This window comes from Bacillus sp. 3G2, from assembly GCF_044324725.1.
GTDB classification, from domain to species: Bacteria; Bacillota; Bacilli; order Bacillales; family Bacillaceae_G; genus Bacillus_A; species Bacillus_A mobilis.
Window position 1 is genome coordinate 5,000,873 of sequence record NZ_CP172246.1, and the last position, 13,182, is coordinate 5,014,054.

At 38.6% G+C, this 13,182-nt stretch carries 13 protein-coding genes; 1 reads left to right on the forward strand and 12 read right to left on the reverse strand.

The features are described 5' to 3' along the window. From ACHZK0_RS25805 to nuoA, 3 genes are read right to left on the reverse strand one after another with little or no spacing between them, the layout of a single operon-like run. Positions 1–1,380 carry an NADH-quinone oxidoreductase subunit C gene (locus ACHZK0_RS25805; RefSeq protein ID WP_395761033.1) on the reverse strand — a complete coding sequence of 460 codons (1,380 nt, stop codon included), beginning with the start codon at positions 1,378–1,380 and terminating at the stop codon, positions 1–3. Then, on the reverse strand, positions 1,377–1,895 hold the full coding sequence (gene nuoB / locus ACHZK0_RS25810) for an NADH-quinone oxidoreductase subunit NuoB (RefSeq protein ID WP_000236331.1): 519 nt from the start codon (positions 1,893–1,895) through the stop codon (positions 1,377–1,379). Before nuoB ends, ACHZK0_RS25805 begins: the two co-directional genes overlap by 4 nt. Then, a complete protein-coding gene (gene nuoA / locus ACHZK0_RS25815) occupies positions 1,886–2,254 on the reverse strand; it encodes an NADH-quinone oxidoreductase subunit NuoA (RefSeq protein WP_000179273.1) in 369 nt (122 codons plus the stop codon). Before nuoA ends, nuoB begins: the two co-directional genes overlap by 10 nt. A 290-nt stretch (positions 2,255–2,544) precedes the next feature. Between nuoA and ACHZK0_RS25820 the strand changes: the two genes are divergently transcribed. Further along, positions 2,545–5,274, forward strand: coding sequence for a putative bifunctional diguanylate cyclase/phosphodiesterase (locus tag ACHZK0_RS25820; RefSeq protein ID WP_270606121.1), 2,730 nt, complete (start codon positions 2,545–2,547; stop codon positions 5,272–5,274). 169 nt (positions 5,275–5,443) lie between these two features. Here ACHZK0_RS25820 and ACHZK0_RS25825 read toward each other — a convergent pair whose 3' ends face one another. The 9 genes from ACHZK0_RS25825 to atpE form a co-directional block, all read right to left on the reverse strand. Further along, the gene (locus ACHZK0_RS25825; RefSeq protein WP_262741396.1) at positions 5,444–6,097 is read right to left on the reverse strand and encodes a DUF975 family protein; all 654 of its coding nucleotides are present in this window, start codon (positions 6,095–6,097) and stop codon (positions 5,444–5,446) included. Positions 6,098–6,144: 47 nt separating this feature from the next. Then, positions 6,145–6,936: a DUF975 family protein gene (locus ACHZK0_RS25830; protein ID WP_270606120.1), complete on the reverse strand. Its 792-nt coding sequence runs from the start codon at positions 6,934–6,936 to the stop codon at positions 6,145–6,147. A gap of 130 nt (positions 6,937–7,066) precedes the next feature. Next, positions 7,067–7,468: a F0F1 ATP synthase subunit epsilon gene (gene atpC, locus ACHZK0_RS25835; RefSeq protein WP_060487972.1), complete on the reverse strand. Its 402-nt coding sequence runs from the start codon at positions 7,466–7,468 to the stop codon at positions 7,067–7,069. A gap of 20 nt (positions 7,469–7,488) precedes the next feature. Next, positions 7,489–8,898 (reverse strand): F0F1 ATP synthase subunit beta, encoded by a 1,410-nt coding sequence (gene atpD / locus ACHZK0_RS25840; RefSeq protein ID WP_001032603.1) that lies wholly within the window; start codon positions 8,896–8,898, stop codon positions 7,489–7,491. A 240-nt stretch (positions 8,899–9,138) separates the two neighbouring features. Continuing rightward, entirely contained in the window at positions 9,139–9,999 is an 861-nt protein-coding gene (gene atpG, locus ACHZK0_RS25845; protein WP_000157696.1) for a F0F1 ATP synthase subunit gamma, read from the reverse strand. A 251-nt stretch (positions 10,000–10,250) separates the two neighbouring features. Then, positions 10,251–11,759, reverse strand: a complete 1,509-nt coding sequence (atpA, locus tag ACHZK0_RS25850) for a F0F1 ATP synthase subunit alpha (protein ID WP_000027514.1) — start codon at positions 11,757–11,759, stop codon at positions 10,251–10,253. Positions 11,760–11,770: 11 nt separating this feature from the next. Next, positions 11,771–12,313: a F0F1 ATP synthase subunit delta gene (gene atpH, locus ACHZK0_RS25855; protein ID WP_000064683.1), complete on the reverse strand. Its 543-nt coding sequence runs from the start codon at positions 12,311–12,313 to the stop codon at positions 11,771–11,773. Beyond that, a complete protein-coding gene (atpF, locus tag ACHZK0_RS25860) occupies positions 12,310–12,816 on the reverse strand; it encodes a F0F1 ATP synthase subunit B (protein WP_001142618.1) in 507 nt (168 codons plus the stop codon). Before atpF ends, atpH begins: the two co-directional genes overlap by 4 nt. A gap of 129 nt (positions 12,817–12,945) precedes the next feature. After that, entirely contained in the window at positions 12,946–13,164 is a 219-nt protein-coding gene (gene atpE, locus ACHZK0_RS25865; RefSeq protein ID WP_000052064.1) for a F0F1 ATP synthase subunit C, read from the reverse strand. Positions 13,165–13,182: the final 18 nt, after the last annotated feature.

Sequence of the window (13,182 nt, forward strand, 5' to 3'; positions counted from 1 at the left end):
CTACACCTCCACATCATGCGGTTCATAATCTTTCCTAAGCGGGTGCCCTATCCAATCATCTGGCATTAAAATACGTGATAAGTTGGGATGCCCCTTAAATACAATACCGAGCAAATCATACGCTTCTCGCTCCGGCCAGTCCGCGCCTTTCCAAAACGCTGTCACCGATTCTACTTGCGGCTCTTCCCTATCCAGCTTCACCTTCACCGCTACTGACTGTTTCTTTCCATATGAAAATAAATGAACATATACTTCCATATGTGTCACAAAATCTGTCGCATGTAGCTCTGACATATAATCAAATGCAAGTCCCTCGTGGAACCGCAGTAACTCCATCACTTCATAATATTTTGAAGGCTCCACTACAAGAGTTGGCACATCTTTTGAAAGTTTATTAATGTAGGAATCTACTAATATATCCTCTCCTATTTTCCCCTTAATAAATTCAACATACTGATTTAAATACGGCTGATTCACGGATGGCTCTTCCTGCTTCGTTTCCTCTTCCTTCTTACCTTCAGCACCCTTTGTCTTCGCCCTTGCAGCCGCAGCCGCTTTCGCCTTCGCTGCTGCAATCGCCTTCGCCTTTTCATCTCCCGAATCCCCATCACCTTGCGAGGCCTTCTGCTTTGCTAGAGCCGCTGCTTTTGCCTTTGCTACCGCCACGGCCTTTGCTTTCGCCTTAGCCTTGTCCTCTTCCGTTACTTCTTCGCTTCCTTCTCTTTTTTGCTTTGCTAGTGCTGCCGCTTTTGCTTTTGCGGCTGCGGCTGCTGCTGCCTTTGCCTTTGCTTTGGCTTTTTCTTCTTCCGTCACTTCTTCTGTTCCTTCTCTTTTTTGCTTCGCTAATGCTGCCGCTTTTGCTTTTGCGGCTGCGGCTGCTGCTGCCTTTGCCTTTGCTTTGGCTTTTTCTTCTTCCGTCACTTCTTCTGTTCCTTCTCTTTTTTGCTTCGCTAATGCTGCCGCTTTTGCTTTTGCGGCTGCGGCTGCTGCTGCCTTTGCCTTTGCTTTGGCTTTTTCTTCTTCCGTCACTTCTTCGCTTCCTTCTCTTTTTTGCTTCGCTAACGCTGCCGCTTTTGCTTTCGCGGCCGCCGCTGCCTTTGCCTTTGCTTTGACCTTTTCTTCCTCCGGTATTTCTTCGCTTCCTTCTCTTTTTTGCTTCGCTAACGCCGCCGCTTTTGCTTTTGCGGCCGCGCGGCGTTTTGCGTCTTCCAAAGTCATTTCACTATCTTTTGGTAGCGCTTTCTCTTTTTCTCGATTTTCTTCCTCAAGTTTACTTATTTCTGCATCATGTTTCGCAACAAGGCGCTTTCTTGCCTCTTCTTTCGCACGCCTAGCCGCTTCCCTTTTCAAATCCTCTAAGTCTTTGTTTGGATCACTCATTTATTCGTCACCTGCTTTCCCGTCTTTGCCTCGTAACGAATTTTTTCTTTCAATTTATTAATTCCATAAATTAAAGCGGCGGGATTTGGTGGGCAGCCAGGAATATACACGTCAACTGGTACAATTTGATCTACACCTTTCACAACAGCGTATGAATTTACATATGGACCACCTGCTGTCGCACAAGATCCCATTGCAATAACCCACTTTGGTTCAGGCATTTGATCGTATAAACGCCGAACAATAGGAGCCATCTTCTTCGTTACCGTTCCCGACACAATCATAACGTCTGATTGCCTTGGTGAAGTCCGAAAAAATGACCCAAATCGATCTAAATCATAATGTGATGAACCTACTCCCATCATTTCAATTGCACAGCATGCTAGTCCGAATGTCATCGGCCATAAAGAATTGCTCCGTGCCCATCCTTTCAACTGTTCCAATGTAGAAAAAAAGATATTTCGTTCTAATTCCGCACGTTCATTTGGATGTAATTCCTCAAAATTTATAACCATTGTAACACCTTCTTTTTCCAAGCATACGCTAATCCAACTAGCAACATTACAACAAAGATGAGCATTTCAATCAGTGCAAATAAACCGAGCTTGTCATATGCAACAGCCCATGGATATAAAAATAAAGTTTCTACATCAAAGATGACAAACAATAAAGCAAAAATATAATAACGAGCATGAAACCGAATATTCGCATCATGAAAAGGCTCAATCCCACTCTCATACGTCGTCGCTTTCGCTGCACTTGGTTTGTTTGGACGCAGCATCCTTCCTAATGTAAGAGCCACTACCGGCAGCAATATGCCTAATAGCAAGAAAATCAAAACGATCATATAACTATTTTCATATACACTTGCCATTGTGAAACCCTCCCCCCTGAATTAAGAACAAGTTCACTTAGTAAACAATATGTCCTAGTTGCAGTAATTATTATTTTTAAATTTTTCTAAATAATGCAACTATTTTAATCATTATAGCAAACTTCAAATTCCTATGTCGATATATTGGGGACAGAAACGAGAATTATTAAAATCTGTTTTTATAACTCGCGCCATACCTGTGCAAAATAAATATAAAAATTATATATGTTTTTCAAGAAACTATAAAAAATAAAAGAGGAATTTATATGTATATACCGTGGGTGAGATAAATGAAAAAACAAACACATGTAAGTATTCTTATAAGCATTATATTGTTGTCTATAGTTATTCATTACGTAGCAATGCCTTTTCTATATGAATACTCATTTCCTTTTCAATTATTAATTGGGATGAGTTCACTATTCATTGATATTATCGCTTGTAGTTATATACTTTATTTTTCAAACATGAAAGAAGGGTTACCTCGTTTATTTTGGACCATATTATCTGTTGGAACCCTCTCTTATTTCATTGGGGATATCGTCGTTTCCTATCAGCGTTTAATTTTAAAGGACTACTATACATTCGTTGATCCGTCCGATTTTTTTTACCTACTTTTTTTAATGAGCTTTGCATTTGCCTTTCTATATGAAATCATTTATAACCGAGATTTATTAGAAAAACTTTTTATGATATGTGATATTTGTATCATCGTTACAGCACAATTTACTTTAAGCTACTACTTACTTATTGAACGAACCATTCACGTTTTTACAACATCCTATGTCGACATATTTGTTCAACTTACCTATCCAATGGCTGATTTACTTTTTCTTTTAATAGGAATCAATCTGTTATTCAAGCCATTATCCTTATTACCAAAAAAAGTTGGTGCGCTTCTTGGCAGTGCTTTAATTTTATATGCTACTACAGACGCGATTTATGCTTATATCAAATACTTCACACCCGAGTATTCTATGTTTACAGTTACCCCCCTCTATCAAGTAACTTTAGTACTAGTAGCAATCGCCTGTATTCTGCATACAAAAGAACCTGAAAAACAAGAACAAGTACTATTAACACCTAAACTTGGTGAGTCGATCAGATTGTCATTACCTTATATTTCTGTAGTCATGCTTATTGTTTTTATATTAGTTGAATACGTTTTTGCACCTATTGTAGTAATCGGGCTTATGATAACTTTCTCCTTCGTTCTCATACGCCATAGTTTAGTTCGAAAACAAAATAAAATATTATTACTAGCCCAAATGCAATTCAACTCAGAACTCGAAAAACAAATTGAACTACGTACAGAAGATTTAGTAGAACAAAAAAATGAACTATACCATAACCAACAAATGTTTAAATCTTTATACGAGTACCATCCAGATCCAATTTTCACATTAGACTTGTACGGTAATTTTCTCAATGTGAACAACGCTGGTACTACTTTACTCGGTTATCAAACGAATGAATTATTAAATCAACCTTACTATTCACTTATGTATGAAGAAGATTTGGAAGAAATCATTAATGCCTTTCATCGCGTAAAAAAGGGGACATCTATTTCTTTAGAAATACGGGCATATCATAAAAATAGAGATATTTACTACTTGCATGTTACAGCTGTTCCTATCTTTTTAAAGAATCATATTTCTGGAGTTTATTTAATGATTAAAGATATTACGGAAAGCAAACAACAACAAGAACAAATTAACTTTCTAGCATATCATGATACGTTAACAGAGCTTGCAAATCGCCGTGCATTTCATCAATATGTAGAACAAGCAATTGCTCGATCCGAAATATCAAAAAGGCCTTTTGCTGTTATGTTTCTCGACCTAGACCGCTTTAAAGTTATTAATGACACCCTCGGTCATAGGGTAGGAGACCTTCTATTAATTGCAGTAGCAAAAAGACTTGAAAGGCTATCGACACCAAATATGAAGCTTGCCAGGCTAGCTGGGGATGAGTTCACAATCCTTATCGAAAATTATAAAAAAAGACCAGATATACAAAAAATAGCTGATACGATTGTAGTAGCCATGAACGAACCATTCGAAATCGAAAATCAGCATTTACAAATCTCACCGAGCATCGGAATTGCGATATATCCTGAAGCAGGTGAAGATCCATTATCAATCTTGCAGCATGCCGATATGGCCATGTACGAAGCAAAAAACAAAGGGAAAAACGGTAGCTCTCTGTACACGAAAGAATTGTATAAAAAAATGGAACGAAAAGCTCGAATTGAAAAAGATTTACCACTCGCTTTAGTAAACGAAGAGTTCTATCTCGTCTATCAACCACAAATTGATATTACGACGAAAAAGATTATTGGTGCTGAAGCATTAATACGCTGGAAACACCCACTCCTAGGTGACATTCCGCCATGTGAGTTCATTCCAATTGTAGAGGAGACGCCACAAGTTATCCCACTCGGTCATTGGGTATTAAAAGAATCTTGTCGCCAGCTGAAAATATGGCATACTTTCGGCTACCAAGATTTAAAAATAAGTGTGAACTTATCAGCAAAGGAGTTCCAGCAAGATTATTTAATCGAGAACATTTCACAAATACTAACAGACGTTAACGTTGATCCAAAATATGTAACACTTGAGTTAACAGAACGAATTGCGATGATCGATGAAAAAGAAACGTTATCAAGACTAAAACAATTAAAGGAATATGGTATTCAAACGTCCATTGATGACTTCGGTACCGGCTATTCTTCTCTCGCTTATTTATCCATTTTCCCTATCGATACATTAAAAGTACCGAGAGAATTTACACAACTAGCCGATCATCGACCTGAGGAAAGAGCTATCGTTTCCACTATCCTTTCCCTTGCAAATACTTTAAATCTTTCTGTCGTTGCTGAAGGAATTGAAACAGAAAAACAACTTAAATTCCTACAAAAAAACAACTGTAAATATATGCAAGGTTACTATTTCAGCAAACCACTTACTAGTCATCAATTTATAAAATTTCTACAAAAAACACCCAGTATGAACAAATAGTTCATACTGGGCGTTTTTATCCCGCATTTAACGGGCAGTAAGACCCCCACCTCAAAATTCAGCGAAAGCAAAGAAGTTAGGTGGGGGATCAACTACCCGTAAAAGCCCGATTGGTTCAACTAATAATCAGTGGGGGATGAACAAAACCTCCACTGATTAAAGTTTCACTTTATAGTGTCGGAATTTTTTTCTCGTAATATTCCTCTGCAATTTCTTCATAAAAAGCTGCTGACGTCGTATAAAAATATGGAATTAGCCATAGGAATCCAATTCCTAACGTAATACAACTTAATATAAACCAGCCAATAAAACTTAAACATAAAATGAAATACTCCATCTTATGCCCATCCATCATACGACGGCTTTCTGTAATAGCTTGATTTATAGAATACTCAGGGTGATCATTTATAATAAAGTACGTCATCGCATAAGAAAATGATTTAATAATGCCTGGAATAATAAATAGTAAAAACCATAAGAAAATATAAATGTTCACTACTATATATAATAAAAATGACTTTATAAACTTACTTCCTTCTGTAAACCACCTGAATATATGCCCGATACGCGCCTCTTTTTCACGAATAATATGTAGCGCTAAATAATAGCCACCTAACGTTAATGGACCTACCATGAATATTGAAATAACGTCTACTGAAAGTGAGCTATTTACTTCTTTCCAATCCCAAGCCTGAGAGAAAATGAAATTAATACTAAAACTAAAAACTGAAATAAGAATCGAAATCAGTAATGTTGCACCGACAGCTAATCCCCATTTCCCTTCTAATGAATCCAGCGCTTCTCCTTTTAAATCACTAATCATAATCGTCCTCCTATACGTAATAACTCTATTAGTATAGCATGTTCCTACTACAATTCATCTTTTGCAAGATAGCGATAAAAATGCGCTGTCGTTGTACTCATATACGGGCTAAGCCAAAGAAAACCTATTCCAAGTGTAAGAATCGCTAAAATTACCCAACCTATAAAACTCAGCCATAACAGAAACAAATCCAATTTGTGCCCCTTCATAAGATGCTTACTTTCTTTCATTGCCTGTGAAACACTATATTCTGGTTTTTCAACCATCACATAATACGTCATTGAATACGAAAAATACAGGATAGTCATTACAATACCCGAGATAGCTAATAAAATAAAGAAAACGATTATGAACGATGGGTTTGCACCCTCATCAAAAAACCCTAATGTCCCAAACACAATCATTCCTAACATTGGCACCCATGCACCTGTATATAACAAAATTGCAACCATAGCCCACATTGTTTTCATCATTCTTTTAAAACCACGGAACCCTTCAAACAAGTAATCCACTCTAGCATCTTCTCTTTTACTTATTTGTAGAAACACATTCGTATAACCGTATGTTGTAATACCATAAGCTGCATAACTTAAAATTATCATAAGACAATAAAAAACCCCAAACGTAATCACAGCTGCAATTCCCATCGCTTCTTCTCCAATTGAACCGGTTGAGATAGAAGCTAAAAGGAATATTATAACTCCTGGAATTAATAATATAAGCATTACAGCCATTGAAACGACGTAACTTATGATATGATATAAAATCGTTGATCCAACACCTAGTCCCCAATTTCCCGTTAAAGAGTGCAACGCTTCTCGTTTCACTTCACCAATCATTTATTCATCTCCTTTATAAATTGTTGTACATTCTCTACTTATACAAGCATCAATATAATTATACCATTTTTGTAAAATTATCCATAAACTACACAAAAAAATCCGTAAAGGCAAAGCCTTTACGGATTTTTCATTTCATATCGGAAACGTTTAAACGGTTCACAGCACGTTGTAATGCCATTTCTGCACGTTTAAAGTCAACATGTGCTTGTTTATCTTGCATACGTTGCTCAGCACGACGCTTCGCTTCATTTGCACGATGGATATCGATATGGTTTGCTTCTTCAGCAGATGATGATAATACAGTTACTTTATCTGGACGAACTTCGATAAAGCCACCGCTTACTGCTACATAATCAGTGTGTCCACCATGTTTCAGACGAACTGCACTAATTTTTAACGGTGCGACAGTTGGAATGTGACCTGGTAAGATCCCCATTTCCCCACTCTCTGCTTTTACACTTACCATTTCTACTTCTTTTTCGTAAACCGGTCCATCAGGAGTTACAATACTGACTGGAAATGTCTTCATAATTCGTCCCTCCTAAGGCCTTACGCCATCATTTTCTTCGCGTTTTCAATAACTTCTTCAATGCCACCAACAAGGCGGAATGCATCTTCTGGAAGGTCATCATATTTTCCTTCTAAAATTTCTTTAAATCCGCTAACTGTATTTTTTACAGGTACGTAAGAACCTTTTTGACCTGTAAACTGCTCAGCTACGTGGAAGTTTTGAGATAAGAAGAATTGAATACGACGAGCACGATGTACAACTAACTTATCTTCTTCAGATAACTCATCCATACCTAAGATAGCGATGATATCTTGAAGCTCTTTATAACGCTGTAAAGTTTGCTGTACTTGACGAGCTACTTCATAATGCTCTTCTCCTACGATTTCTGGAGAAAGTGCACGAGATGTAGATGCTAATGGATCTACGGCTGGGTAAATACCCATTTGTGTTAAACGACGCTCTAAGTTTGTTGTTGCATCTAAGTGAGCGAACGTTGTAGCTGGTGCTGGATCCGTATAGTCATCGGCTGGTACATATACCGCTTGGATAGACGTGATAGATCCTTTATTTGTAGATGTAATACGCTCTTGTAATTGACCCATTTCTGTTGCAAGTGTCGGTTGGTAACCTACCGCAGATGGCATACGACCAAGAAGGGCAGATACTTCAGAACCTGCTTGCGTGAAACGGAAGATATTATCGATGAACAGAAGTACGTCTTGTCCTTGCTCATCACGGAAATGTTCAGCCATTGTTAAACCTGTTAATGCAACACGTTGACGTGCTCCAGGTGGCTCGTTCATTTGTCCGAATACCATCGCAGTTTTCTTAATTACGCCAGAATCGCTCATTTCGTGGTATAAATCGTTACCCTCACGAGTACGCTCACCTACACCAGCGAATACAGAGATACCACCGTGTTCTTGTGCGATGTTGTTAATTAATTCCTGAATTAATACAGTTTTACCTACACCGGCACCACCAAATAGACCGATCTTACCACCCTTAATGTAAGGAGCAAGTAAGTCTACTACTTTAATACCAGTTTCAAGAATTTCTACTTTAGTAGATAATTCTTCGAATGCAGGTGCTTGACGGTGAATTGGATCACGACGTACATCGGCAGGAACCTCACCATCTAAATCAATTGCATCACCTAATACGTTAAATACGCGACCAAGTGTTGCATCACCAACTGGTACAGAGATTGCTTTACCAGTATCTTCTACTTCTGTACCACGAACAAGTCCGTCTGTGGAAGACATTGCAACTGTACGAACTGTATCATCACCTAAATGAAGTGCAACTTCAAATGTTAAGTTAATGCTTGTTCCGTTTTCGTTGCTTTGTTTTACCGTAAGGGCGTTGTAGATTTCTGGTAGCTTTCCGCCATCAAACTTAACGTCTACAACCGGACCCATGATTTGCGTAACGCGCCCTTTATTCATCGGGTTCCCTCCTAGCTTTCTTTTAATTAGCCAACTTTCTACGAGCGGTTAGCTTTTCATTTTTTATTGGTTTATAGCTTACGCGGCTCTTTGAAAAGAGCCGCCTACGCTTTTTATTGAATCTAGTTCCAGCGGCTAGAACAGTCGGTCATTTCGCGCCTTCCTACGAGGCAAAAAGCGCCTCTTTGTCAGGAGCTCCAATGCCCTCCTGTTCTGGACGAGCCGCTTCCACTTTTTATACTACTCTAACGCTGCTGCTCCACCAACGATTTCCGTAATTTCTTGCGTAATCGCTGCCTGACGCGCACGGTTGAATGAAAGTGTAAGTGAATCGATAACTTCCATTGCGTTGTCTGTAGCACTCTTCATTGCTGTCATACGCGCTGCGTGTTCACTTGCTTTACCGTCTAGTAATGCACCGTACACTAAGCTTTCTGCGTATTGTGGCAATAGTACTTTTAAAATTTCTTCTTCAGAAGGTTCGAATTCATAAGCTGTCGTCGGTTTATCAGACGCCACATCAGTAAGCGGTAAAATTTTATTTTCCGTTACTTCTTGTGAAATTTTACTTACGTAATGGTTGTAGTAAATATACAGCTCATCATAAGCACCATCTGCAAACATCGCAATTGCTCGAGAAGCAAGGTCTTTAATATCAGTAAATGATGGGTGGTCAGATAGTCCAACTACTTCATCAATGATGTTAAAGCCGCGACGTTTTAAATAATCACGTCCTAGTCGGCCAAGCACAATAATTGAATATTGGTTTGAGTCCATATTATGACGTTCACGAATTACGTTACTTACTGTACGTAATACGTTACTGTTATAACCACCTGCTAGTCCGCGATCAGATGTAATAACGATGTACCCTGTACGCTTTACAGGACGCGCATTTAGCATCGGATGATTAATTCCTTTACTTCCTTGCGCAATGCTCGCTACTACTTCTTGAATCTTTTCCATATACGGAACGAAAGATTTAGCATTTTGCTCTGCACGGTTTAACTTAGATGCAGATACCATCTCCATCGCTTTCGTAATTTGACTCGTTTTCTTTGTCGAGTTAATCTTCGCTTTTATATCGCGTAAAGATGCCACAGGTTTTCACCACCTTTTTTCCGGAAGTTGGCACGATTAGTAAGAATTCTCTTCCTAATCTACGTTGCAAGATATTCTTGCTCATGATTGAAGGAAAAGAATAGGTGCACCTACTCTTTTCCTTTACATAACCGTCAGCAATCTCAAAGCCTGAGATGCCTATATATATTATTATCTAGCTCCAGCGGCTTGAATGTTCGGTGGCTTCACTTCTTCCCCCTCACATTCAGGACGAGCCGCTTCCGCTTTTATTATTCAGAAGCTACGAATACTTTTTTAAATCCATTAATAGCTGCTGCAAATTTGTCGTCATCCGCAAGTTTCTTAGTTGTGCGGATTTCTTCTAATAAGTCAGTCGCATTAGAATCTAACCAAGCATGTAATTCTTCTTCGAAACGAGTGATATCTGCTACTGGGATATCATCTAGGAATCCACGTGTTAAAGCGTAAAGAATGATAACTTGTTTCTCTACACGTAACGGTTTGTGTAATCCTTGTTTTAATACCTCAACAGTACGAGCACCACGGTTTAGTTTCGCTTGAGTTGCTTTATCAAGGTCAGAACCGAACTGAGCGAACGCTTCTAACTCACGGTAAGATGCAAGGTCAAGACGAAGTGTACCTGATACTTTACTCATTGCTTTAATCTGAGCAGATCCACCTACACGAGATACAGAAGTACCCGCATCGATTGCTGGACGTACGCCAGAGAAGAATAGATCAGATTGTAAGAAGATTTGTCCATCCGTAATAGAAATTACGTTTGTTGGGATGTATGCTGATACGTCCCCTGCTTGTGTTTCGATGAAAGGTAGTGCAGTTAAAGAACCGCCGCCTCTTGCATCACTTAATTTTGCTGCACGCTCTAATAAGCGAGAATGTAAGTAGAATACATCCCCTGGATAAGCTTCACGACCTGGAGGACGACGTAATAGTAATGAAAGCTCACGGTAAGCCGCTGCTTGTTTTGATAAGTCATCATATACTACTAATACGTGTTTACCATTGTACATGAACTCTTCACCCATTGTTACACCAGCATAAGGAGCTAAGTATAATAATGGAGCTGGTTGAGAAGCAGATGCAGTTACAACGATTGTGTAATCTAATGCACCGTGCTTACGTAGTGTTTCTACTACGTTACGTACAGTTGATTCTTTTTGTCCGATAGCTACATAGATACAAATCATATCTTCATCTTTTTGGTTAATGATTGTATCAAGTGCAACTGCTGTTTTACCTGTTTGACGGTCACCAATGATTAACTCACGTTGACCACGGCCAATTGGTACAAGAGCATCGATCGCTTTAATACCTGTTTGAAGTGGCTCATGAACAGATTTACGATCCATTACACCTGGTGCTGGACTTTCGATTGGACGAGTGTTTGTTGTATTGATTGGGCCTAAACCATCAACTGGTTGACCTAATGGGTTTACAACACGACCGATTAGTTCTTTTCCTACTGGTACTTGCATGATGCGACCAGTACGACGAACTTCGTCACCTTCACGGATTTCTGTGTAAGGTCCTAAAATGATAATACCTACGTTGTTTTCCTCTAAGTTTTGTGCTAGTCCCATAACGCCGTTAGAGAACTCTACAAGTTCACCAGCCATAACATTATCAAGACCATGAGCACGCGCAATACCGTCACCAACTTGGATAACTGTACCAACATCACTAACTTCGATTTCAGACTGATAGTTCTCGATTTGTTGCTTTATCAGTGCGCTAATTTCTTCAGCTCTGATGCTCATGTGCTTCACCCCTATCTATTCTTCATTAATTCACGCTGAATACGTGCTAATTTTCCTTGTAAACTTCCATCATAAATGCGATTTCCAATACGTACTTTAATGCCGCCTAGTAAATCTTCATCTACAACATTTTTCACGCGAATTGCATCTTTTCCTGTTCTCTTTGCAAATGCTTCTGCAATGTTAAGCTTCTCTTCTTCTGATAGAAGACGAGTAGAATATACAGTTGCATCCGCTACGTTACGTTCTTCATTAGCAAGAACAACGTATTCATCTGCAATTTCAGGTAAGATATCAATGCGTTTGTTATCAATTAAAATATATAACGTATTTAAAATAGATTCAGAAACAGACCCGAATACGTTTGCAAGAAACGTTTTCTTTTGTTCCTTTGAAATGTTCGGTTGCGTTAAAAAGCTATGTAGTTCTCCGTTCTTTACATAAACGTTTTGTACAAGGCGTAATTCCTCTTCAAACATTTCTAATACGTGTTTTTCTTTTGCAATTTTAAAAAGAGCGACAGCATAACGTTTTGCTACAATCCCATTGCTCATCGCGCTTCTCCTACTTCTTTAATATAATCGCGAATTAACTTAACTTGATCTTCTTCTTTTAACTCTTTTTCAATTACTTTAGAAGCAATTTGAACAGATAAAGAAGCAACTTGTTCTTGTAAAGCAGCAATCGCTTGCTCTTTTTCGCGTTGAATTTCTTGTACAGCAGATGCTTTAATTGATTCTGCTTCTTCTTTCGCAGCAGCAACAATAACATCTTTTTGATCTACAGCTTGTTTTTTCGCTCTTTCGATTAACTCTTGTGCTTCAACACGCGATTGTTTTAACATTTCACGTTGTTCTTCTACTAATTTTTTCGCTTCAGCGTTACTTCTTTCTGCAGCGTCGATTTCATTAGTAACATGCTCTTCACGTTCTTTCATAATTCCCATTAAAGGACCCCACGCAAATTTGCGTAGCATTACTAATAGAAGTAAGAAAATGAACAATGTATAAGCAATCGTTCCAAATGGAATGGCAGCCCCTAATAATAAAGTTGGCACAAGGATTCACTCCCTTCAAAATATCTAAATTGATCATATGAAAAAAAAAGACATACGTTTCATCCATAAAGCAATGGCGAAGAAAGTTCGGAAAAACACTCTTCGCCATCTATGTAAGGGGAGTCTCCCTTATTTGTTCATTACGATGAATGCAATAACTACACCGATGATTGGAAGTGCCTCAACTAAAGCAACCCCGATGAACATAATTGTTTGAAGTGCGCCTTTTAATTCTGGTTGACGAGCAACACCTTCGATTGTACGTGATACGATAAGACCGTTACCAATACCTGCACCTAATGCTGATAAACCAATTGCAATTGCAGCTGCGATTACACCTAAACTCATTTAATTTGTCCTCCTTTG

Bases quoted from the DNA above. Each gene is read 5' to 3' on its own strand.
- ACHZK0_RS25805 (WP_395761033.1), bottom strand. From the start codon at position 1,380: ATGAGTGATCCAAACAAAGACTTAGAGGATTTGAAAAGGGAAGCGGCT.
- nuoB (WP_000236331.1), bottom strand. From the start codon at position 1,895: ATGGTTATAAATTTTGAGGAATTACATCCAAATGAACGTGCGGAATTA.
- nuoA (WP_000179273.1), bottom strand. From the start codon at position 2,254: ATGGCAAGTGTATATGAAAATAGTTATATGATCGTTTTGATTTTCTTG.
- ACHZK0_RS25820 (WP_270606121.1), top strand. From the start codon at position 2,545: ATGAAAAAACAAACACATGTAAGTATTCTTATAAGCATTATATTGTTG.
- ACHZK0_RS25825 (WP_262741396.1), bottom strand. From the start codon at position 6,097: ATGATTAGTGATTTAAAAGGAGAAGCGCTGGATTCATTAGAAGGGAAA.
- ACHZK0_RS25830 (WP_270606120.1), bottom strand. From the start codon at position 6,936: ATGATTGGTGAAGTGAAACGAGAAGCGTTGCACTCTTTAACGGGAAAT.
- atpC (WP_060487972.1), bottom strand. From the start codon at position 7,468: ATGAAGACATTTCCAGTCAGTATTGTAACTCCTGATGGACCGGTTTAC.
- atpD (WP_001032603.1), bottom strand. From the start codon at position 8,898: ATGAATAAAGGGCGCGTTACGCAAATCATGGGTCCGGTTGTAGACGTT.
- atpA (WP_000027514.1), bottom strand. From the start codon at position 11,759: ATGAGCATCAGAGCTGAAGAAATTAGCGCACTGATAAAGCAACAAATC.
- atpH (WP_000064683.1), bottom strand. From the start codon at position 12,313: ATGAGCAATGGGATTGTAGCAAAACGTTATGCTGTCGCTCTTTTTAAA.
- atpE (WP_000052064.1), bottom strand. From the start codon at position 13,164: ATGAGTTTAGGTGTAATCGCAGCTGCAATTGCAATTGGTTTATCAGCA.